Here is a 20,725-nt window from a genome sequence, read left to right on the forward strand (position 1 = left end):
GTGGCAGACACCCCCTTACCGCCGAACACGATGGACACGCCCAAGGGGCTGGTGCTGGCTGTTACGGCATACGTCCTGTGGGGCTTTCTGCCGTTGTACATGAAAGCCATTGCGCATGTCGGGGCGGTCGAGATCGTGTCGCATCGTATCATCTGGTCGGTTCCCGTTGCCGGACTGCTGCTGGTCGCGTTGGGGCGCACGCGGGATTTGAAGGCGGCATTGGTGAACCCCAAGATGCTGGGAATGGCCTGTCTGACGGCGGCGCTGATCTCGGTGAATTGGGCGATCTATGTCTGGTCCATTGCAAATGACCGGGCTTTGGATGCCGCGCTTGGCTATTACATCAACCCATTGTTCAGCATAGCGCTGGGCGCGATTCTGCTGCGCGAGCCGTTGACAAAAACGCAACTGGCGGCGGTGGCGATTGCCGCGCTGGGCGTGCTGGTTCTGATTGTCGAGGCAGGCAGCCTGCCTTGGCCCGCGCTGGGGTTGATGGTCAGTTGGGGGTTCTATGCCTTTTTCAAACGGTCCCTTCCCATCGGGCCCAATCAGGGCTTTTTGCTTGAGGTTCTGATCCTGCTGATCCCGGCCTTGGCATATGTCACATGGCTGGGTGTGCAAGGCACGGGGCATTTTGGAGTCACCGCGACGGACACAATGCTGCTGGTGGGGGCTGGGATCGTGACGGCGGTGCCGCTGCTTGTTTATGCCAACGGGGCCAAGCTGGTACGGCTGTCGACGATGGGCATCCTGCAATATATCGCTCCGACCATGATCTTTATCACGGCGATCACTGTTTTTGGCGAACAGATTGACCGTGGGCGCATGATTGCCTTCCCGCTAATCTGGACCGCTTTGGTGGTGTATTCGATCCCGATGATCCGGCAGGTGCGCGCTCAGGCTTGACGCAGCAGACGGGCGGCTTCCTCGGCCCATAGGGCATAGGCTTTCGGACTGGGGTGATATCCGTCAGGGGCGGCAAGGGCCGGGTCGTCGGGCAGGTCCAGTTTCAGATGCCGGACCTTTGGAAAACTGTCTGCGACCTGCTGCAAACCCTGATCCAGCCGCGCGGCCTGACGTCCAAGAACCCAGGCCAGCGGTTGTGGCAACGCCGGGAACCTTTGCATCTGTGGCACCGCAGTGACCACAATCCGCCTAGCACCCAATCGACCGGACAAGAGATCAAGCAATTGGGTCTGCTGCGTGATGAACCGTCGGCGCGTCACACCTCGGGTCACGTCATTCACGCCAAGCGCGGTGACCGCCATATCGAACTGGTCATTGATTTTGCCAAGCCGGTCAATCGTGTCCTGCGTCCGATGCCCGGTCGTGGCCTCAAGCCGCCATTCAACAGCATAGTGCTTGGCCAATCGGGTGACGAGATGCCCGGACAAAGCTTGCGCCTGTGTTCCCGCGCCGACCCCGGCGGCAGAGCTGTCTCCGGCAATCAGCAAGCGCAATCGGGGGCCACGCCCTATGCGCCCTTGGCGTGGGCCAATCGGTTCGGGCAGACGTTGCGCCTTGCGGCGTACCGATAGGCCTTGAGCAGCCAGAACCGGCAGCAAGGGCAAGCGGAGCAGTTGATCTGCGGCAACGGGCATCGTCAGCTCAGCGCGCTTTTGAACTCAAGGAACCGCGCGTCTGTCATGATGCGCGCCATCATCGCCTCACGCAGGGCGCCGATGGTCTTGTATGGCCGCATGACGACCTCGAACTCCTGGATCAAGCCATCCTTGTTGAGGGTTATCAGGTCAACGCCCACGGCATCCAGATCCCCGACCTTGCATTGAAACTCCAGGGCCCAATCGTTGCCTTCGCCCAAAACACGGCGATAGCGAAAGTCGGAAAAGACCTGCCCCACATGCCCCAGTACAGCTGCCACAGGCGCACGCCCGGTCCAGGTGCTGTAGTAAGTCGGCGGAGAGAACCGAACATCTTCGGCCAGCAATTCGCAGATCAGGCTTTCATCGCCTTTGGCAACCACCTCTTGCATGCGTTCGATAGTGGGGTGCATGGGGTCTCCTTACCTTTTGGGGCAGAGTTGCGGAACCAGTCCACTCAGGCAAGCCCGACGTTGCGGGAGGTCGCGCGCTGCGATACGCAGGCGCGCATGAGCGAGACCTATGACCCCCCGACGACACCCTTGGATGTATTGCACGAGGACGCGCAGTTGATTGTGGTGAACAAGCCAGCGGGCCTGTTGTCAGTGCCGGGGCGGGGCGCGCATCTGGCCGATTGTCTGCTGGCGCGGGTACAGGCGGCATTCCCGCAGGCCCTTTTGGTGCATCGGCTGGATCGGGATACATCCGGCGTGATGGTTTTTGCACAAACCCCCCATGCGCAGCGGCACCTGGGCTTGCAATTCGAGAACCGCCAGACCCGAAAGACCTATGTGGCGCGTGTCTGGGGGCGGGTCGCTGATAAAACGGGAACAGTTGACCTGCCGCTGATCGTGGATTGGCCCAACCGACCGCGTCAGATGGTCTGTCACGAGACGGGCAAGGCAGCCATCACAGAGTGGCGCGTCGTGAAGCATGAGGGTGAAACGACCCGCCTTCGGCTATTTCCAAAAACGGGCCGTTCGCACCAGTTGCGCGTACATATGCAGGCGCTGGGTCACCCGATTCTGGGTGACCCGTTTTACGCCGAAGGGCCAGCGCGGGATTTCTCGCGCCTGATGCTGCATTCCGAAGAGCTGCGGCTTAAACACCCCGAAGGCGGTGTTTCAATGAAGTTCCGGGCCAAAGCGGATTTTTAGAACTCAGGCCGGTTTTCTCAAAAGCCGTTTCAACTTTCCGAGAGAAAGCCACCTTTTGCGTGTCTTCGCGCTGGTCAGGCTGCAGTGTCGAGTCGCGGCAATCTCGCGCTCGATTTCGAACGCCCGCAAAGCGTGGTCCTGAGACCATTGACCAAGTTTCAGCGTCATCATGACGTGGTTGTCGAGGCAGGGCATGTTCTGTCTCCGTTTATTCAAGAACGGGCCCAGCTTCGCGCATCACTCCTGACACTACCCTGTCAGGGGCGAGTGATAAGATGTCAGCAGATCGCACGGAGGAACATATGCGCCGCTCAACCAGATTGTTTGAAATCATCCAGATCCTGCGGGCCGCAGGTGCGCCGGTGACCGCCGAGGAACTGGCCGCGCAGCTGGAAGTTTCCGTACGCACGGTTTATCGCGACATTGCCGAGTTGCAGGCCCAGCGGACACCTATCGAAGGCGAGGCGGGGATCGGGTATCTGATGCGGCGCGGGTATGATCTGCCGCCCTTGAACTTCGACGCAGAAGAAGTTGAGGCGCTGTGGGTCGGTCTGTCGCTTCTGGCACGAACCGGAGACAGCCACTTGCAGCGCGCCGCCAACCGCATCTGCCAAAAGATCGAGGCGCTGCATTGCCCCGCGGATTGGCTGCATGTTGCGCCGTGGGGCGCTCCGGTTGATGATCCGGCCAAGGGCTGTATTCCCGTTGCCAGTTTTCGCGAAGCGATCCGAGCCGAACAGAAAATTCGCATAACTTACGAGAATGGCGATGGCGATCGCACGGAACGCGTGGTCCGCCCGGTGGCGCTGATCTATCATACCGAATGTACGATGCTGGCGGGGTGGTGCGAACTGCGCGACGGGTTCAGGCATTTCCGAACCGACCGAATCTGGGCCAGCGAATATGTTGGGCAAAGCTTTTCGGGGCAGGCAAGGTCGCTTCGGGAACTCTGGCAGGAACGAAACAGTGCACAAGTACTGGCTGGGCGATGCGACCCGTCCGAGTTGGCAGGTATTCGCTGATTTCACCTGATTGTTGCTTGAGCCTAACTGCGGGTAAAGCGATATACTGCACCAAACAATATGCGCCCGGAAAACGGGCGCCGGAGCAGAAGGTGTTATCATGTCGATTTCCAAATTTGTTATTCCCGCTGGGCTGGGTGCGGCCATGATGCTGGCCGCCTGTGCCGATCCGGGCACGCTGAACTTGCCTGCCGATCCCAATCAGAACACCAGGCAGGGCGCAATTCTGGGTGGTTTGGTTGGTGCCGGGGTAGGTGCTATCGCGAACAGCTCGGACCCGCTCTTGGGTGCGGCTGCCGGTGCGGCGATTGGTGCCGCCGGGGGTGGTCTGATCGGCAATCAACTGGATAGACAAGCGGCTGAACTGCGCCAGCAACTGGCCAATCAGGGCATTATCGTCACCAACGCCGGTGACCGACTGATCGTTACCGTGCCGAATGACATCACCTTTGATACCGACAGCGCGACCGTTCGCCCGGCGCTGCGGTCTGATCTGGTGCGGGTGGGGCAAAACCTTGTGAATTACCCCAATTCGAACGTTCAGGTCATCGGCCACACCGACAGTGATGGGGAGGCGTCCTACAATCAGGCTCTGTCCGAACGCCGCGCCAGATCGGTGGCAGACATTTTGCAGGCCAATGGTGTCAGCGGTGCCCGGATTTCAACGCTTGGTCTTGGGGAAAGCCGGCCAGCCGCCTCGAACCTGACGCCCGAGGGCAAGGCGCAGAATCGCCGGGTCGATATCGAAATCGTTCCCAACGGCCGTACCTGAGCATTCAGGGCGCGTTTCGACGCGCCCTGATTGCAAATTGACGGCGCGTCACATGGGCTTTGGCCCGCGCAAATTCTGAACTAGCTATTGGGAATTACAATAGCGGAGCTGATGAATGTCCGAACCGATCCTTCTGAGCCTGTCGGGCTCATTGCGCCAAAATGCGACCAACCGAAAACTGCTGCGGGAAGCAGCGCGTCTGTTTGCCCCCGGAACACATATCGAGGCAGATCTGAACCTGCCCTTGTATGATGGGGATCTTGAGGATGGTGAAGGCATTCCCGAGGCCGTACAGACTTTGTCCGACCAAATCGCGCAGGCCCATGCGGTCATCATCTCTACCCCGGAATACAACAAGGGGCCGTCCGGCGTTCTGAAAAATGCGCTGGATTGGGTCAGCCGGACGGGCGGGCGACCTTGGGCTGATAAACCGGTGGCCGTGATGTCCGCCGCCGCTGGCCGCGCCGGTGGCGAGCGCGCACAGATGGTGTTGCGCGGCTACATGGTGCCGTTCCAGCCGCGTATCCTGCAAGGGCCTGAAATGCACCTGGCCGACAGTTCCAACGAGTTTGATGAACACGGTAAACTCACCAGCGACCGCTATGAAAGCACGCTGCGGACCCTGATGGAAAAGCTAAGGGCCGAGGCGGGTTTCTAGCGCTTGTTCCCGCGTGAACGGCTGCCTAATCTGCCGTCATGACAGTGGAAATTCAAACCGATGTAATGGACCCGGCCCGCGCCGCTGCTCTGCTGGTGGCGCTGGGTCAAGAAGGGGGCGTTGAATGTGGCACTCCGCTGCCGTCGTTCTTTCACCAGCTCTATTTCTGGTCGCCGCGCCCACCCTCTCAGCTTGGTCGGGACGGGCACCCGAGAGTTGGCGAAGGGGTGATCCCCGATATGGGGCTGCCCCGCCGGATGTGGGCGGGCGGACGGTTGCAATTCGATGCACCATTGATTGCGGGCCGAGGAGCCGAGCGGCGAACCACCTGCGAAAATGCAACCTCAAAGACTGGGCGCACCGGTCTGCTGGGGTTTGTCACTCTACGCCACGAAATCTGGCAAGACGACGCATTGTGCGTGACAGAATGGCAGGACTTGGTTTACCGTCAGGACCCCGCTGCTGATGAGGTCAAGCCAACGCCGCCCGCCGCCCGCACCGATCAGACCGATCAGCGCGATGTCACGTTCGATTCGACCTTGCTGTTTCGCTATTCGGCGCTGACCTTCAATGGTCACCGCATCCACTATGATCTGGACTATGCCCGCGATGTTGAAGGTTACTCCGGGCTGGTGGTGCATGGCCCGCTGCTGGCGCAATTGCTGATGCGGTTCGCCGAAGAGCTCATGGGGCCGTTGGCGCAGTTTTCTTTTCGCGCTACAGCGCCCTTGATGCATTTCGAAACGGCGACCCTGTGCCGGGAAGGCCTTGCGCTGTGGGTGCGCGGCCCTGATGGGCGGCAATGTATGACGGCCATGGCTGTTCCGCGATCAGAGTGAAGCCTCAGGATGGAGGTCCTTGGGTATATTATCGGTTCCCTCAAGAACCAGATCGGCCATCACCTCGGCGATCTTCGGAGCCATGCCAAAGCCGATCTTGAAACCTCCGTTTGCGATAAACTGACCTTGGTATACCGGGTGAGCGCCAAGCATCGGCGCGCGGCTTTTGCTGCGGGGCCGCACACCGGCCCACCTTTCAAGAACCTCGGCACCGTGCAGCACCGGCACGGCGCGAGTTGCCCGCTCAAGCACATCGTCCAAGGCGGCGTCGGTGCTGGTGGGGTCATCATAGTCACGCTCTGACGTGGAGCCGATCGCCAGCGTGCCGTCCGCATGGGGGACGAAGTGAATGGCATCAGCGAACAGTTGCGGTACGTCGCCCGCGTCGAACCGCAGTAGCGCGGCCTGACCTTTGACGCCATTGCCGACCGTTTTCCCGAATGCGGCGGAAAGCTCTTGCAATCCGGCAAGACCCGTTGCGTGCACCACTTGCCCTTGGTCCGGTGCGTCCGTGACCACGTTGACCCCCATCACCGCCAGCGCAGACACCAGCGCCCCACAGGCGCGTCGGGGATGCATTCGGGCGCTTAGTGTATCGTGAATCACGAAACCGGTCGGGCTGGGCGGGCACCATGAGCCAAGTTTGCGACCCTCAACCACACGCCATTCGGCGCGACCCTGCCAAAGCTGCGCCGCGGTCTGTGCCCGCGCGTGGGCAAGTTTTAACGTCCGGTCGTCCGCAATTGGTTGCAACCGTCCCAACCGCGCATATCCGGATGAGACGCCGCCGGTGGCTTCGACCTGTTTCCAGAAGGGTTCGGCCATCAACAGGCTGTCGAACTGAAACGCCTTTTTAGCGTTCCAGTTTTCGGGCACATGCGGGGCCAGCGCACCGACAAGCCCACCGCTGGAACCGGCACCGGGACCAAATGGATCAACGACCTGAACCTTGGCGCCGCGCCGCGCGCATATCCACGCGATGGACAGGCCAAAAATACCCGCGCCGCGCACCGTCACATCGGCCATTGCCATTCCCCTTTTCCTTGTTCAGTGTCGCGCCGGTGACTACAGGATTTCCCGATGGCAGACCAGCACGCCGAACTCACATGGACCGAGGATCACATCCCGGTCTCGGATCGTTTTGACGACCCTTATTATTCGTTGCAGAACGGGTTGGAGGAAACCCGGCACGTGTTTTTGGAAGGTAACGATCTGCCTGCGCGGTTTACACCGGGGTTCCGCATTGCCGAACTGGGCTTTGGCACGGGTCTGAACATGCTGACCGCCTGGTCCGAATGGGAAAAATCCGGTCAGACAACGCCCTTGTCCTTCACCAGTTTCGAAGCGTTTCCGATGACCGCGCAGGATATGGCGCGTGCGCTGGCGGCCTTTCCGGAACTGAAACCCTGGGCCGCCCGTTTTCTGGCTCGGTGGCAGGGCGGCACATGCCAGCTGGATACTTTGCACCTTGAGGTCATCGAAGGTGACGCGCGTCAGACATTGCCCGCATGGACGGATCAGGCGGATGCGTGGTTTCTGGATGGATTCTCGCCTGCCAAGAACCCGGAATTGTGGGGCGCTGACCTGATGCAACAGGTTGCTAGCCACACTGCCAAAGGGGGCACTGCGGCGACCTACACCGCAGCGGGATTCGTGCGGCGTGGGTTGCAAGAGGCGGGCTTTGCCGTATCTCGCACTGCCGGATTTGGCCGCAAGCGCCACATGACCCGTGCGGTCCGGCCATGACACAGCAGAACAACGCCCGTGCAGGCATCGCACTGATGATTGCCGCAACAATCGTGTTTGCCCTTCAGGATGGTATCTCGCGCCATCTGGCGGGGACCTATAACACCTACATGGTTGTCATGATCCGCTACTGGTTCTTCGCGGCCTTTGTCATCGCCTTGGCCGGACGCGCGCCCGGAGGCTTAAAGGTCGCGTCGCAGACCAGTCAGCTTGGGTTGCAGGTGTTTCGCGGCATCTTGCTGGCGGCCGAGATTTGCGTTGCCGTTTTTGCCTTTACGGTTCTTGGCCTGATCGACAGTATGGCGGTCTTCATCTGCTATCCCCTCTTGGTCGCAGCGCTCAGTGGCCCGGTTCTGGGTGAAACTGTCGGCTGGCGCCGCTGGACTGCAATTGGTGTGGGATGCATCGGGGTGCTGATCATCCTGCAACCCGGCAAGGGCGTCTTCAATCCGTGGGCTGTTCTTCCTTTGATGTCAGCACTGATGTTCGCGGTCTATGGCCTGCTGACCCGCTATGCCGCCCGTAAGGACAGTTCGGCCACCAGCTTCTTCTGGACGGGTATCGCCGGGTCGGTGACGATGACCTTGGTTGGCATGTGGTTCTGGGAGCCGATGGCCCAATCGGATTGGGCGTGGATGGCGCTGCTGTGCGTCAGCGGTGTCAGCGGGCACTGGTTGCTGATCAAATGCTATGAAATGTCTGAGGCCAGCACAGTGCAGCCTTTTGCCTATTTCCACCTCGTATGGACCGCCATCCTAGGGATCTCGGTCTTTGGAGAGGCGCTGCGGCCAGAAGTTGTTCTGGGCGCAGCCTTGGTCGTAAGCGCTGGTTTGTTCACCCTATGGCGCGAAAGACGCCAGGGTTGAGCCGATCAGCTCTTGCGAGAACGGAATCGGTAGCGCGGGCTGACCCAGCCGCGCGCGATAAATCGGCAGGCTTTCCGCCACCCGCATCACGTAGTTTCGGGTCTCGCTGAACGGGATGGTTTCAATCCAATCGACCACGTCGATCTGACCGGTGCGGGGATCGCCATACCGCTCCATCCACGAGATTGGGCGGCGGGGCCCGGCATTGTAGCCAGCGGCCATCATAACCACGTTGCCGTTGAAATCCGCGGCCAGCCCAGACAGATAATTCGCCCCCAGCTTGGCATTGTACTGCCAGTCCGAGGTCAGCTTGATCGTCTTGTGCCCGCTGAGGATGCCAAGCTCTTTCGCGACCAGTTGCGCCGTGGCGGGCATCACCTGCATCAAGCCGCGCGCGCCCGCGCCGCTGATCACCACCGGATCAAACTCGCTTTCGCGGCGGGCAATGGCCAGCGTCATCTCTTTCGCCATGGGAAGCCCCATGTCGGCCACCGGGTGAACCGGATAATAGGCCGCAGGTAGAACAATACCGCTTTGAGCCGCGCGTTTTGCGATCATCACCGCCAGATGAGGCTCGTTCAACTCGATCACCAGATCACCCAGCTGCGTTGCTTCGGTCTGATCCAGGCTTTCGACCAGATGGGTCAGAAAACGTTCGGAAATAGTGTCTTCACCCGCGCGCAGCAACAGCAGGCCAGCCTCCAAGACACTGGAGTCAGCAAAGTCAGCCTGTTTCCAATGCGGCGCGCGACGGGGGTTGGCCAGATCGCTGTCAAAAGGCCGACCGATCCGCTCGGCGGCCAAAAGGCCATAGAACGAGGTTTGGTGATCGGCGCCAGCCGAATATGCTTCATAGGCTTTGTCCGCATCACCCAGCGCCGCATAGGCCCGCCCCAACCAGTACCCTCCGCGCCCTTTCGAAATCGGAGACTGTACCGCTGCCGAGAAGTTCTGGAAATGTCGTACCGCTGTGGCAGGGTCATTCAGCTTGCGCAACGCAAGGAAGCCAGCCAGCCATTCCAGATCCGCATAGGCATAGCCCATTTCCGGTGTCATGTGGTGGTTGGCTGCGATCCGATAGGCCCGATTGGCGTCGCCGTTGCGCATCTCAAGCCGCGCCAGTCGGCGACGTCCCTCGGCCCATTTGTCAGGCTCACCCAAGGCATCCGGCCCGGTCGAGCGCGCCAGCATCAGGTCAATTGCGCTGTCGTCCAGCTCTTTCTTGTCGCGCCAAACAAAGCGGTCAAAGGCCAGCCCAGGTGCCTCCGCCACGGATTTTGGAACTGCGGCGACTTTGCCATCAACGCCGGGCTGACGTTTCTGCAAGGCGATCCGTGCCTCGGCCAGCTTGCGCTGATCGGTGCTGACCAGCGGTAGCATCTGCGCGGCACTCACAAGGTGGTTGTCCCACAGCATCCTGTCCAACCGGGCCGCGTGGTGGGGTTTCAGAAGCTCGCCGAAGTTCTCCAAGTAGTCTTGTTGCAAACCCTTGCCCATCGGCATGGTCCGCCACGCGGTCACAAGATCAGCCTGCGCCTCGCCCTGACGCCCTTTCGCCAGCAGTGCTACAGCGTAGTTCAACGCCCCTTCGGCGGTTTGCGGTGGTTTGCCTGCGTAGAATTTCAGCACCCGGTCGGGATCAGCGCCGGTAAATGCCGGCTCACTTTTGCGTCGCAACCAGGCCAGACCCGGCCAATCCGGCCGGCGATCCAGAAAAACAAGTACATCGCCTGAGCTGCCATACCCCTCGCGCAGCCAGTGCCACACGATGATATCACGGCTGACCGACCCCCGTTGGCCCGACACCCGCAAGGCCGCATTCCAATCGCCTTTGCGCATTTCCGCCATTCCGGCGCGCAAATCGCCCACCGCATCGGCTTGTGCTTGCCCAACTGACCCAAGAATCACCGCTATCAAAAGCGCCAGAACGCGTGTCATGCCTTGCATTTCCCAACCAACCAAGGATACAGCCAATCAGGATAAACCTTGCGCTGCCGGGATCAACTCACATCGGTTGGATTGTGATGACTCAGGGCGCAAAAAACACACTAACTGCACCCTAAGGAGCGTGTCATGTTCAAAGGCTCAATGCCGGCCCTCGTCACCCCGTTCAGCAACGGCGAGTTGGACCTGAAAACGCTCAAACACTTGGTGGAATGGCAGATTCAGGAAGGCTCGACCGGGCTGGTGCCCGTTGGCACCACCGGCGAGAGTCCGACGCTGGGCCATGATGAGCATGAAATAGTTGTTGAAGAGGTGGTCAAAGCCGCAGCCGGTCGTGTTCCCGTCATCGCAGGGGCGGGTTCTAACAACACGGTTGAGGCGATCCGGTTCGTGCGATTCGCGCAGAAGGTTGGCGCTGATGCTGCGCTGGTTGTGACTCCATACTACAACAAGCCCACCCAGAAGGGTTTGATCATGCACTATCGCGCCCTGCATGATTGCGCGGATATTCCGATCATCATCTACAACATCCCCGGCAGGTCAGTGATCGACATGACGCCTGAAACCATGGGTGAGCTTGCCAAGCTGCCGCGTATCATCGGTGTCAAGGACGCCACCGGCGATCTGGCCCGTGTCAGCCAGCAACGCGCCACCTGCGGGCCGGACTTTTGCCAATTGTCGGGTGAGGACGCCACGGCGTTGGGTTTCAATGCGCATGGCGGCGTCGGCTGTATCTCGGTCACTGCAAACGTCGCGCCGAAGCTGTGCGCCGAATTCCAGCAGGCCACATTGGACGGCGACTATGCCAAGGCGCTGGCGTATCAGGATCGTCTGATGCCCCTGCACGAGGCGCTCTTCATCGAACCGGGACTTGCCGGAGCGAAATACGCGCTGAGCAAGCTGGGCCTTTGCAGCGAGGAAGTGCGTTCGCCCCTGACAACGTTGGAAACCAGCACCAAAGCAGCGATTGACGCGGCGATGGCGCATGCGGGGCTTGTGTAATAGGGAAATCGGGGCCTGTTTTGATCTCTGCAGGCTCTAATCGCTCATAACGCTTTCCAGGTGCCGGGTCTTGTCGGGATTGCGCACCATGTAGATGGCGGCGATTTTGCCTTTGTCGATCGTCACCGATGTTGCTTGCAAAGTACCGCCCGGCTCGCGATTGATGATCGCGGGTAAACCGTTCAGCTGACACGCAACCCAGTGAGCGGGCTGGGTTGCAGAAGGTTTACGCGACAATCCGGCAAAGAACCGAATGACTTTATCCCGACCGATAATAGGGTTCAGAGTCGCGATGATTTTTCCTCCGCCATCCGAATGGAGTTGGACATCGCGTGACAGCAAATCAGTCAGGTGTTTCGTGTCACCGCTTTTGGCCGCGCTGAAAAACGCATTGGCCAGTTCCTGACCGTGTTCGCGGTCAACACGGGCGCGGGGCTTCATGTGTTCGATGTGTCTCCTGGCGCGGCTTACAAGTTGGCGGCAACTGCTGTGACTACGCTCAAGCGTATTGGACAACTCATCGTACGAGCACTCAAAAACGTCATGCAAAAGAAAGGCGGCGCGTTCCAGGGGTGACAATCGCTCGAGCGCCATCATCAGCGCGACCGAGACATCGCGGTCAAGCCTTTCTGTTACATCGTCGGTGACGAGTGGTTCCGGCAACCACTCACCCGGGTATGCGTCACGGATGGCCCGCGCCGCGCGTAAGTGATCAAGGCATAGTCTGGTGACAACCCTTATCAGGTAGCCGGTTTCGTCCCGCACCTTTTCTGCATCGACACGTTGCCAGCGCAGATAGGCGTCCTGAACGATATCCTCGGCATCGCTGACCGTTCCGAGCATGCGGTATGCAACCGCAAAAAGACGCGGTTGCAACTCAACGAATGCCCGATCCCTGGGCTGTGTATGTGATCGGGTCACGCGGCCACTTCTTTGGCTTTGGGATGCGGAACCGCAAAGCCGATGGCCAAGCGATTCCACGCGTTGATCTGGGTGATCACCAAAGTCAGCGCCACCTGGTCATGTTCCGAAAATTGGGCAGCCATGGCGCTATAGACGTCATCAGGGGCACGGTTGGTTTCAACTCGTGTCAGGGCTTCGGCCCACGCAAGGGCGGCACGTTCACGGTCTGAATACAGCGACGACTCGTGCCATGCGTTCAACAGGTGCAGGCGATCTTCGGTTTCACCGTTGGCGCGGGCGTCATGCGTGTGCATGTGAATACAATAGGCGCAGCCGTTGATCTGCGACACCCTAAGCTTGATCAGTTCTTTCAAACTGTGTTCCAGCCCGGATGCGCTCAGGCGTTCTTCCATATCGAGCATGGGTTGAAGCAAGTTGGGGGCGACGGCAAAGTGATTGATCCGAGGGGACATCGTATTCTCCTGATTTTGAAGTTAACAAAAACAGGACATGCGTGGCACCGGATTTGTGACAGGGTCAGAGAAAAAAAATCCCACAAGGTCTTTTCCCGGTCAGCGTTTGCCGTAGTACAACCCGACCACATGCTCGGCCTGCGCAAAGAACAACCACCGAGACGTGGCGACCCCGGCAAGATGTGAAAGGACAGCCAGCAGGGCCAAAACGTGTTTTACTGCGGTGCTTTCAACCGGAGGCACGATCAAAAGCAGCGGTAGACCGAAAGCCAGGCTGAACGCTATCAATCGCAGTTTTTCGGCATGTTTGCGACCAACCACATAAACGAATTCGCGCAGTAAGTAGTTCGTGCCCGTATGTGGTGGCTCGAATGCGCGGACAGTGCCGCGCGCACCAAGCCCGGTGGCAGTGCCCAGATCGGTGCCGGACTGCTTTAGCGCGATGTCTCCCTTCCGCCAAAATAGCACCTGTACCGCGGCAGCGATCGACAAAAGCGGTATGGCCAGCGTGATTTGCCCCGCCAAGAGGGCTCCTCCGGCAAGGCTGAAGCTTAGGAACATGGCCGGCGTCAGGTTCATGTTCCACCGCGGAATGGTCTTTAGCTGGGTATAGATCATCGAGGTGGTAAAAACCGTCGCCAGTGAAAACGCCGCGCCAAGGACGCCAAGACCGCCCCAGCGCTGCCCGAAGAATACGGCGCCGATCGCGTAAAGCCCCATAACCAGCAGCGCAATGACGGCGCACCAGCCTTCGCGGCTGAGCCAGCTTGAGCGCCACTGCGTGAACGCTTTCCATGCGCGTTCGGGATGACCCAGATGAAATGTCGAAGCCAAAAGGCCGCCGACGGAAAGCCCATAGGCGATCAGGTAGAAAACGAAAGCCACCCAGCCCGTGACGTCCGGCATGCCGAGGCCCAGGAAAAACAGCAGTCCAAAGCCGAGACCAGACAAGGTGGTAAATAGGATGACGGAAGGGGCGGGATGCATCAGAGCTTCTCCAATGTCTTGTCCAGCCAGCCCAGAAAGCCCTTGGGCTCGTCGGCGACGGGGGCCAGAAGCGGGGCCAGAATGTCGATCTGGTCCTCGATCTGATCTTTTGGCCGCGGTGGCAGGTATTTGTTGACGGGTTTGGTGCCCATTTCCGGCATCAGGTCCATGCCTTCGCGTTCGGCCACCAGTTTGCTGACGTCGCTGTCGGGATCACCAAGGTCGCCGAAATGGCGGGCACCGGCCGGGCAAGTGCGCACACAGGAAGGCACGCGGTCTACTTCCGGCAGGTTTTCGTTGTAGATGCGGTCAACACACAGCGTGCATTTCTTCATCACCCCTTCGGTCATGTCCATTTCGCGCGCTCCATACGGGCAGGACCACGCGCAAAGGCCGCAGCCGATACAGTCGCTTTCATTCACGAGGACAATGCCGTCTTCAACGCGCTTGTAGCTGGCTCCAGTGGGGCAGACAGTCACGCAGGGCGCGTCCTCGCAATGCAGGCAGGATTTGGGGAAATGGATAAGCTGGGCAGGTCCGTCTTTTGGCTGCACCTCGTATGAGTGCACACGGTTCAGGAAAGTACCCGATGGGTTTGCCCCATATGCATCCTGATCGGACAGTGGCGCGCCGTAGTTCTCGGTATTCCAGCCTTTGCATGAGATGACGCAGGCATGGCAGCCGACGCAGGTGTCCAGGTCGATGACCAGTCCCATTTTACGGTTGGAGGATTCGGGAAGCTGGGTCATATCAGGGAACCTCGGCTGTGGTAGGCGGGGGAGGGGGCCAGCCCCCTCTTGAGCCTGCGGCTCAATTCACCCCCGGGATATTTTTGACCAGATGAAGGGCGGATCCGGGTCATTTGCCCACCTTCCATGCAAGATCTTTCGGACCGGTGCCTACTGGGGACTTTATAGGGGCAAACTCGGGCTGGCTTTCGGCATCGCTGGGGGCTTCGGCTTTTTCGATTTTGACTTTCAGGTCGAACCACGCGGCCTGACCGGTCACCGGGTCAGAATTGGCCCATCGCATCCCATCCCCTTTTGGTGGCAGCAATTCGTGAATTAGGTGGTTCAGCAAAAAGCCTTTGGTGGCTTCCGGTGCATCCTCTTGCAATGCCCACGCGCCTTTGCGTTTGCCGATGGCGTTCCACGTCCAAACGGTGTTTTCGTTCAGGGCGGCCATCTCCATGACAGGTACCGTGATCTCTCCGTGCGGGGACGTGACCTTGGCCCAGTCGCCATCGTTCAGCCCGTGCTCGCGCATCAGTTTGGTTGGCACATATAGCGGGTTGCGGCCATGCAACTGGCGCAGCCAAGCGTTCTGAGTGCCCCAACTGTGATACATCGCCATAGGGCGCTGGGTCAGGGCGTTAACCGTAAAGCCTTCGTTGCCCTGCTGATCGGTTTCATACCAGATGGGCAGCGGGTCCATTGCGTTTTGAACCCGTTGGCGCAGATGATCGGGCGGTTGGCAGTCGCCATACCCCTCGGCGGCCAGTTGAAACTTGCGCATAGGTTCCGAGTAGAGCTGAAACAGGTAAGGCTGGGTGCTGTCATACAGGCCCATACCCACTGCCCAGTCCTGATAGGCCGTGTTCCAGGGTTTGTAGTAATCCGCACCTTTCGGAATATGCGAAACGAAAAAGCCGCCATTTTCGATGTAGCGGTTTAGCTGGTCTGGATTGACCTCACCACGCCCGACTTTGTCACCGTTGCCGCGAAACCCGGCCAAAGGTCCGATACCCGGTTTACGCTCGTGGTTGACGATGTAATCGGCGTAGTCCTTCCACTTGGGTGTACCGTCCGCGTTGGTGAAACCGGGCAGGCTCATGCGGTTGGCCAGTTCGATCAGCACCGACTGAAAACCACGTACGTCTCGGTCGGGTTCCACGACGGGCCAGCGGATCGCGTCGGCTGCGGCGTCGGCCTCGCAGATCGGACGATCCAGCAACGAGATACAGTCGTAACGCTCCAGATAGGTCGTGTCAGGCAGGATCAGGTCCGCATAGGCAACCATTTCCGAGGAATATGCATCAGAATAGATGATGCGGGGAATAACATATTTTCCATCCTCGTTTCGGGCGGTCAGCATCTCCATCACGCCCTTGGTGTTCATGGAGGAGTTCCACGACATGTTCGCCATGTACATGAACAGCGTGTCGATCTTGTACGGATCTCCTGCCGCGGCGTTCGAGATCACCATATGCATCAGGCCGTGGGCCGACATCGGGTTTTCCCAGGTAAACGCCTTGTCGATGCGCTGGGCGGTGCCGTCCTCGTTAAGCAGCAAATCCTCGGGGCCGCGTGGAAAGCCGAGATGCGGGCCCTCTAGTGGGCGTCCGGGCCGGCGGTCGCCATGCGGGGTGGGGTGCGCCTCGACCGGTTTCGGATAGGGCGGTTTAAATCGGAATCCGCCGGGGACCTCGACCGTGCCCAGCAGGATTTGCAACACGTGCAGGGCGCGGCACGTCTGGAAGCCGTTGGCATGGGCCGAGATGCCACGCATGGCGTGAAAACTGACCGGGCGGCCGATCATCTTCGCATGTCTCTCGCCCCGGAAATCGGTCCATTCTTGGTCCAGCTCGATGGCCTCATCAAAGGCGACGCGGGCGATTTCGGCGGCGATGGCGCGGATGCGTTGGGCCGGGATTCCGCAGCGGTCGGCGACGGCCTCGGGTGCGTGGTCGTCGGACAGGTACTTCTCGGCCATCAGGTGGAAGACCGGGCGATGGGTAACGCCATCTAGTTCATAAGTCGCCGACAGGTCCGGGCGCACACCCGGCTTGTCAAAGGCGGTGGGTTCGCCAATGGTGCGGTCGATCACCAGCGGTTTGCCGTCGGCGTCGCGTAGGAACAGGCCTTTTTCCGGACCTTCCGCAGCATTCACCAGAACTGGCGCGTTGGTGTAGCGGCTGAGGTAGTCCAGATCGATTTTGCCTGCCTTCATCAGTACATGGATCAACGACAAGATGAACAAGCCATCGGTGCCCGGCGTGATGCCGACCCAATCATCGGCGACCGCGTTATAGCCGGTTCGGATCGGATTTACCCCGATCACCCGCGCGCCGCGCGCCTTGATCTTGCCAATACCCATCTTAATCGGGTTGCTGTCGTGGTCTTCGGCCACGCCGAACAGCATGAACAGCTTGGTGTGGTCCCAGTCGGGCTGGCCGAATTCCCAAAACGCGCCGCCCATTGTATAGATACCGCCCGCCGCCATGTTGACCGAGCAGAACCCGCCATGCGCCGCGTAGTTCGGCGTGCCGAAATTCTGTGCCCAAAAGGACGTGAAGCTTTGGCTCTGATCCCGACCCGTAAAGAACGCCAGCTTTTGCGGAGCAGTCTCGTGCAACTCGTTCAGCCAGCCCACTGCGGTGCTGATCGCTTCGTCCCACTCAATCTCGCGGAACTCACCTGATCCGCGCGGACCGACGCGCCGCAGCGGCTTGCGCAAGCGCGACGGCGCGTTGACCTGCATGATCCCTGCGCTGCCCTTAGCGCACAGAACGCCCTTGTTCACCGGGTGGTCGCGGTTGCCCTCAATATAGGCGACTTTATCGTCTTTCATATGCACGTTTATCCCGCAGCGGCAGGCGCACATGTAGCAGGTGGTCTGCCGAACTTCGTCAGAGACTTTTGGCGAAAGATCAAGGTCTGGTTGCTGGCTCACGTGCTGGCTCTCCGGTGTGTGTCCCGTTGCGGTGCCTCTGCATTCAACAGGCGCAGCGTATCGCGTGCAATCTGCTTTTCTTCATCGGCGGGCACAACATGAACGGGGACCTGCCCCAAAAAGGACAGGTGTTGCATGATGTTGTGTCGGATGGGCTCCGCATTTTCACCGATGCCCCCGGTGAAAGCGACCGCATCCAGCCCGCCCATCGCGACAATTGCGCTTCCGGCGTGGCGTGCGGCCCAGTAACAGAAGTGATCAACCGCAAAGCGTGCCGCGTCGTCGTCGCGGCTTAGAAGTTCGGCCATGTCATTTGTACCGGCCAGACCCTTCAACCCACTTTGCGTGTTGAGTATCTTGTCGGTCTGCTCCAGACCATATTCCTGAACCAGCCGCAAAACCGCCATGCCATCGATAGCGCCGCTGCGGGTACCCATTGTCAGCCCGTCAAGCGGGGAATAGCCCATACTGGTTGCCTTGCTTTTCCCGTCGAGAATGGCACACAGGCTGGCCCCGTTTCCCAAGTGGAACGCCAGTAAACGCGACGGCAACGCATCACCAAAATGTTCTACAAGCGCCGCATAGCTGAGCCCATGAAACCCACTGCGTCGCAAGCCGAGCGACCGGGCTTGTTCGGGCAGGGCGTATGTCGTCGCGACGGCCGGGTTGCTGGCGTGAAAAGCCGTGTCAAAACACGCGAACTGCCTCAGGTCAGGCATTTTGTTCGCAAGACTTTGGATTGCCGTCAGGTTGTGGGGGTTGTGCAGCGGGGCCAAAGGAATGCAGGCGGCGATCTGATCCAGCACGGTTTGCGTCAGCCGTGTAGGCTGCGTCAGTTCGGTGCCGCCATGGACCACGCGATGACCGGCTGCGCTGAGGTCTGACAGGCTTACACCTTGCTCCTCCAACGCCTCTAACACCCTAGTCAGAGCCACCGCGTGGTCGGGTACCTCGACACTGGCGGTGATGTCGCCAAGTTTCAGCCGTGCGGCACCGCCGATTTCTGTAACCGCAGCAGACAGGGCCGAGGTAAGGTCGAGCTTGAAAAGCTCGACCTTGATCGAGGACGATCCTGCATTGACGACAAGAATCATAGATCCCGGCACGTCAGATTGTGCATAGGTCCGGTTTCGGTCAATCAAAGGCTCCTGTTGTGGAGGCAGGCAAGCAGAGGCTTGCCTGACCGTTCAATGTTGCGGTGCCATATCTGCCGCGTCGACTCCGGCGACTGCAACTGGCTTTTTCATCGCGTCGCGGCGGAACGGCTCACCCAATTCCTGATTGATCATGACTTCAATTAGGGTGGTCGTGCCATTCTTCTGGTCTTCGATCGCCTGTTTTAGCGCTGCGGTCATCTCGTCCATCGTGCGGGCGACGACACCCTTGAGGCCACAGGCCTGCGCGATACCGGCGTAGGATACCTTGGTGTCCAGCTCGGTGCCTACGAAGTTGTCGTCGAACCACAGGGTCGAGTTGCGCTTTTCCGCGCCCCACTGGTAGTTGCGGAAAACGACTTGCGTCACGGCCGGCCATTCCTCGCGGCCGATAGCCGTCAGTTCGTTTACAGCGATGCCAAACGCGCCGTCACCGGCAAAGCCCACGACCGGCACATCCGGACAGCCGATCTTGGCGCCGACGATGGCGGGCAAGCCGTAACCGCAGGGGCCGAACAGGCCGGGCGCAAGGTATTTGCGGCCCGCTTCAAAGGATGGATAAGCGTTGCCGATGGCGCAGTTGTTGCCGATGTCCGAGCTTATGATGGCCTCTTTCGGCAGGGCCGCCTGTATTGCGCGCCATGCCATGCGGGGGCTCATCCAGTCGGGCTTGGCCGCGCGGGCGCGTTCATTCCAGGTGGTGCCGGGGTCGTCGTCTTCGTGATCCATGCTGGAAAGCTGCTGAGCCCAGGCAGATTTCTTCTGCGCGATCTTTGCCTTGCGGTCCGCGCGGCCTTCGTCACCGGCGGTGTCGCTGAGCTGGGCCAGAATGCCCTTGGCCACTTTGGCCGCGTCCCCGATAATTCCGACCGTGACCTTCTTGGTCAGACCGATACGATCCGGGTTGATGTCAACCTGAATGATCTTGGCATCGGCTGGCCAATACTCCATGCCATACCCCGGCAAGGTCGAGAATGGGTTCAAACGTGTGCCCAGACACAGAACCACGTCGGCTTCGCTGATCAGCTCCATCCCGGCCTTCGATCCGTTATAGCCCAGCGGTCCAGCAAACAGAGGGTGCGAGCCGGGGAAGGCGTCGTTGTGCTGGTAGCCAACGCAGACCGGTGCGTCCAGACGCTCGGCCAAAGCTTTTGATGCCTCGATCCCGCCTTCGGACAGGACCACGCCCGCTCCGTTCAGGATGACGGGGTTCTTGGCGTTCGACAGCAGTTCGGCGGCTTGCGCAACGGCGGCTTCACCGCCCGAGGGGCGTTCGAACTCGACAACTGCCGGCAGTTCGACATCGATGACCTGAGTCCACATGTCTCGCGGGATATTCAACTGGGCCGGGGCGCTTGCACGTTTGGCCTGCATGATCACGCGGTTCAGAACTTCGCAAACGCGGGTCGGATCGCGGACTTCTTCCTGATAGGCAACCATGTCCTCGAACAGCTTCATCTGCTCGACTTCCTGGAAGCCACCTTGTCCAATTGTCTTGTTCGCCGCCTGCGGAGTGACCAGCAATAGCGGGGTGTGGTTCCAGTACGCGGTTTTCACGGCCGTCACGAAGTTTGTAATTCCTGGGCCGTTCTGCGCGATCATCATCGACATCTTGCCGGTGGCGCGGGTGTAACCGTCGGCCATCATTCCGGCGCTACCTTCGTGCGCGCAGTCCCAGAACATGATCCCGGCCTTCGGGAACAGGTCCGATATCGGCATCATGGCCGAGCCGATGATGCCAAAGGCGTGCTCGATACCGTGCATCTGCAAAACCTTCACAAAGGCTTCTTCTGTGGTCATCTTCATCTGAGCGATCTCCGAGGATAAGTGGAACGGCGGGGCGGTTTGCGCTGCCTTTGCCTACGGTTTTGGCGTATGGGACGGGGCTGCGTTAGGGCCAGAACGGGTGGCGGATTAGGTCCAGTCTGG

The 20,725-nt window shown here is 59.8% G+C and carries 20 protein-coding genes; 9 read left to right on the forward strand and 11 right to left on the reverse strand.

Annotated elements, in window-relative coordinates:
• Positions 1–30 precede the first annotated feature (30 nt).
• Complete coding sequence (gene rarD / locus AVO44_RS21470; RefSeq protein ID WP_082677477.1) at positions 31–906, forward strand: EamA family transporter RarD; 876 nt, start codon at positions 31–33, stop codon at positions 904–906.
• Here the strand turns inward: rarD and AVO44_RS21475 are convergent.
• Together AVO44_RS21475 and AVO44_RS11775 are read right to left on the reverse strand one after the other, a co-directional pair.
• On the reverse strand, positions 897–1,601 hold the full coding sequence (locus AVO44_RS21475; RefSeq protein WP_082677478.1) for an SGNH/GDSL hydrolase family protein: 705 nt from the start codon (positions 1,599–1,601) through the stop codon (positions 897–899). The genes rarD and AVO44_RS21475 overlap by 10 nt on opposite strands.
• A 2-nt stretch (positions 1,602–1,603) precedes the next feature.
• Positions 1,604–2,014 carry a nuclear transport factor 2 family protein gene (locus AVO44_RS11775; protein WP_068337132.1) on the reverse strand — a complete coding sequence of 137 codons (411 nt, stop codon included), beginning with the start codon at positions 2,012–2,014 and terminating at the stop codon, positions 1,604–1,606.
• A gap of 96 nt (positions 2,015–2,110) precedes the next feature.
• Between AVO44_RS11775 and AVO44_RS11780 the strand changes: the two genes are divergently transcribed.
• From AVO44_RS11780 to AVO44_RS11805, 5 genes are all read left to right on the forward strand, one after another.
• The gene (locus tag AVO44_RS11780; RefSeq protein ID WP_068337136.1) at positions 2,111–2,758 is read left to right on the forward strand and encodes an RluA family pseudouridine synthase; all 648 of its coding nucleotides are present in this window, start codon (positions 2,111–2,113) and stop codon (positions 2,756–2,758) included.
• Between the two features lie 302 nt (positions 2,759–3,060).
• Entirely contained in the window at positions 3,061–3,780 is a 720-nt protein-coding gene (locus AVO44_RS11790) for a helix-turn-helix transcriptional regulator (protein WP_068337142.1), read from the forward strand.
• 100 nt (positions 3,781–3,880) lie between these two features.
• The gene (locus tag AVO44_RS11795; RefSeq protein WP_068337145.1) at positions 3,881–4,552 is read left to right on the forward strand and encodes a YiaD family glycine zipper/OmpA-like lipoprotein; all 672 of its coding nucleotides are present in this window, start codon (positions 3,881–3,883) and stop codon (positions 4,550–4,552) included.
• Between the two features lie 115 nt (positions 4,553–4,667).
• On the forward strand, positions 4,668–5,210 hold the full coding sequence (locus tag AVO44_RS11800; RefSeq protein WP_068337148.1) for an NADPH-dependent FMN reductase: 543 nt from the start codon (positions 4,668–4,670) through the stop codon (positions 5,208–5,210).
• A 38-nt stretch (positions 5,211–5,248) separates the two neighbouring features.
• Positions 5,249–6,049, forward strand: a complete 801-nt coding sequence (locus tag AVO44_RS11805; RefSeq protein ID WP_068337151.1) for an HTD2 family dehydratase — start codon at positions 5,249–5,251, stop codon at positions 6,047–6,049.
• On the opposite strand, the gene AVO44_RS11810 is transcribed toward AVO44_RS11805, so the two are convergent.
• Positions 6,041–7,081: an NAD(P)/FAD-dependent oxidoreductase gene (locus AVO44_RS11810; RefSeq protein WP_068337154.1), complete on the reverse strand. Its 1,041-nt coding sequence runs from the start codon at positions 7,079–7,081 to the stop codon at positions 6,041–6,043. The genes AVO44_RS11805 and AVO44_RS11810 overlap by 9 nt on opposite strands.
• 48 nt (positions 7,082–7,129) lie before the next feature.
• Between AVO44_RS11810 and mnmC2 the strand changes: the two genes are divergently transcribed.
• Together mnmC2 and AVO44_RS11820 are read left to right on the forward strand one after the other, a co-directional pair.
• On the forward strand, positions 7,130–7,795 hold the full coding sequence (mnmC2, locus tag AVO44_RS11815; RefSeq protein ID WP_068337157.1) for a tRNA (5-methylaminomethyl-2-thiouridine)(34)-methyltransferase MnmC2: 666 nt from the start codon (positions 7,130–7,132) through the stop codon (positions 7,793–7,795).
• The gene (locus AVO44_RS11820; protein WP_068337159.1) at positions 7,792–8,661 is read left to right on the forward strand and encodes a DMT family transporter; all 870 of its coding nucleotides are present in this window, start codon (positions 7,792–7,794) and stop codon (positions 8,659–8,661) included. Before mnmC2 ends, AVO44_RS11820 begins: the two co-directional genes overlap by 4 nt.
• On the opposite strand, the gene AVO44_RS11825 is transcribed toward AVO44_RS11820, so the two are convergent.
• Positions 8,635–10,599: a lytic transglycosylase domain-containing protein gene (locus tag AVO44_RS11825; RefSeq protein WP_068337162.1), complete on the reverse strand. Its 1,965-nt coding sequence runs from the start codon at positions 10,597–10,599 to the stop codon at positions 8,635–8,637. The genes AVO44_RS11820 and AVO44_RS11825 overlap by 27 nt on opposite strands.
• Positions 10,600–10,734: 135 nt before the next feature.
• Here AVO44_RS11825 and dapA point away from each other — a divergent pair, with 135 nt between their 5' ends.
• The gene (gene dapA, locus AVO44_RS11830; protein ID WP_068337165.1) at positions 10,735–11,607 is read left to right on the forward strand and encodes a 4-hydroxy-tetrahydrodipicolinate synthase; all 873 of its coding nucleotides are present in this window, start codon (positions 10,735–10,737) and stop codon (positions 11,605–11,607) included.
• A 36-nt stretch (positions 11,608–11,643) separates the two neighbouring features.
• Here dapA and AVO44_RS11835 read toward each other — a convergent pair whose 3' ends face one another.
• The 7 genes from AVO44_RS11835 to xsc all read right to left on the reverse strand — a co-directional run bounded on the left by AVO44_RS11835 (position 11,644) and on the right by xsc (position 20,602).
• Entirely contained in the window at positions 11,644–12,528 is an 885-nt protein-coding gene (locus AVO44_RS11835; protein ID WP_068337167.1) for a sigma-70 family RNA polymerase sigma factor, read from the reverse strand.
• Positions 12,525–12,983 (reverse strand): carboxymuconolactone decarboxylase family protein, encoded by a 459-nt coding sequence (locus AVO44_RS11840; protein ID WP_068337170.1) that lies wholly within the window; start codon positions 12,981–12,983, stop codon positions 12,525–12,527. Before AVO44_RS11840 ends, AVO44_RS11835 begins: the two co-directional genes overlap by 4 nt.
• A gap of 99 nt (positions 12,984–13,082) precedes the next feature.
• On the reverse strand, positions 13,083–13,970 hold the full coding sequence (locus tag AVO44_RS11845; RefSeq protein WP_068337172.1) for a dimethyl sulfoxide reductase anchor subunit family protein: 888 nt from the start codon (positions 13,968–13,970) through the stop codon (positions 13,083–13,085).
• Positions 13,970–14,719 (reverse strand): 4Fe-4S dicluster domain-containing protein, encoded by a 750-nt coding sequence (locus AVO44_RS11850; protein ID WP_068337175.1) that lies wholly within the window; start codon positions 14,717–14,719, stop codon positions 13,970–13,972. Before AVO44_RS11850 ends, AVO44_RS11845 begins: the two co-directional genes overlap by 1 nt.
• Before the next feature lie 109 nt (positions 14,720–14,828).
• Positions 14,829–17,642, reverse strand: a complete 2,814-nt coding sequence (locus AVO44_RS11855; RefSeq protein ID WP_082677479.1) for a molybdopterin oxidoreductase family protein — start codon at positions 17,640–17,642, stop codon at positions 14,829–14,831.
• Positions 17,639–18,736 (reverse strand): acetate/propionate family kinase, encoded by a 1,098-nt coding sequence (locus AVO44_RS11860; protein ID WP_068337177.1) that lies wholly within the window; start codon positions 18,734–18,736, stop codon positions 17,639–17,641. The genes AVO44_RS11855 and AVO44_RS11860 overlap by 4 nt, the downstream gene beginning before the upstream one ends.
• Before the next feature lie 93 nt (positions 18,737–18,829).
• Complete coding sequence (gene xsc, locus AVO44_RS11865) at positions 18,830–20,602, reverse strand: sulfoacetaldehyde acetyltransferase (RefSeq protein WP_068337182.1); 1,773 nt, start codon at positions 20,600–20,602, stop codon at positions 18,830–18,832.
• Between the last annotated feature and the right edge of the window lie 123 nt (positions 20,603–20,725).

This window comes from Ruegeria profundi (assembly GCF_001507545.1).
GTDB classification, from domain to species: domain Bacteria; phylum Pseudomonadota; class Alphaproteobacteria; order Rhodobacterales; family Rhodobacteraceae; genus Ruegeria; species Ruegeria profundi.

What these genes read in the sequence shown, in the direction of transcription:
- rarD (WP_082677477.1), top strand. Translation starts at nt 31, where the DNA reads ATGGACACGCCCAAGGGGCTGGTGCTGGCTGTTACGGCATACGTCCTG.
- AVO44_RS11780 (WP_068337136.1), top strand. Translation starts at nt 2,111, where the DNA reads ATGAGCGAGACCTATGACCCCCCGACGACACCCTTGGATGTATTGCAC.
- AVO44_RS11840 (WP_068337170.1), bottom strand. Translation starts at nt 12,983, where the DNA reads ATGTCCCCTCGGATCAATCACTTTGCCGTCGCCCCCAACTTGCTTCAA.
- dapA (WP_068337165.1), top strand. Translation starts at nt 10,735, where the DNA reads ATGTTCAAAGGCTCAATGCCGGCCCTCGTCACCCCGTTCAGCAACGGC.
- AVO44_RS11810 (WP_068337154.1), bottom strand. Translation starts at nt 7,081, where the DNA reads ATGGCAATGGCCGATGTGACGGTGCGCGGCGCGGGTATTTTTGGCCTG.
- AVO44_RS11800 (WP_068337148.1), top strand. Translation starts at nt 4,668, where the DNA reads ATGTCCGAACCGATCCTTCTGAGCCTGTCGGGCTCATTGCGCCAAAAT.
- AVO44_RS11805 (WP_068337151.1), top strand. Translation starts at nt 5,249, where the DNA reads ATGACAGTGGAAATTCAAACCGATGTAATGGACCCGGCCCGCGCCGCT.
- AVO44_RS11850 (WP_068337175.1), bottom strand. Translation starts at nt 14,719, where the DNA reads ATGACCCAGCTTCCCGAATCCTCCAACCGTAAAATGGGACTGGTCATC.
- xsc (WP_068337182.1), bottom strand. Translation starts at nt 20,602, where the DNA reads ATGAAGATGACCACAGAAGAAGCCTTTGTGAAGGTTTTGCAGATGCAC.
- AVO44_RS11795 (WP_068337145.1), top strand. Translation starts at nt 3,881, where the DNA reads ATGTCGATTTCCAAATTTGTTATTCCCGCTGGGCTGGGTGCGGCCATG.
- mnmC2 (WP_068337157.1), top strand. Translation starts at nt 7,130, where the DNA reads ATGGCAGACCAGCACGCCGAACTCACATGGACCGAGGATCACATCCCG.
- AVO44_RS11820 (WP_068337159.1), top strand. Translation starts at nt 7,792, where the DNA reads ATGACACAGCAGAACAACGCCCGTGCAGGCATCGCACTGATGATTGCC.
- AVO44_RS11790 (WP_068337142.1), top strand. Translation starts at nt 3,061, where the DNA reads ATGCGCCGCTCAACCAGATTGTTTGAAATCATCCAGATCCTGCGGGCC.
- AVO44_RS11845 (WP_068337172.1), bottom strand. Translation starts at nt 13,970, where the DNA reads ATGCATCCCGCCCCTTCCGTCATCCTATTTACCACCTTGTCTGGTCTC.
- AVO44_RS11775 (WP_068337132.1), bottom strand. Translation starts at nt 2,014, where the DNA reads ATGCACCCCACTATCGAACGCATGCAAGAGGTGGTTGCCAAAGGCGAT.
- AVO44_RS21475 (WP_082677478.1), bottom strand. Translation starts at nt 1,601, where the DNA reads ATGCCCGTTGCCGCAGATCAACTGCTCCGCTTGCCCTTGCTGCCGGTT.
- AVO44_RS11825 (WP_068337162.1), bottom strand. Translation starts at nt 10,599, where the DNA reads ATGACACGCGTTCTGGCGCTTTTGATAGCGGTGATTCTTGGGTCAGTT.
- AVO44_RS11860 (WP_068337177.1), bottom strand. Translation starts at nt 18,736, where the DNA reads ATGATTCTTGTCGTCAATGCAGGATCGTCCTCGATCAAGGTCGAGCTT.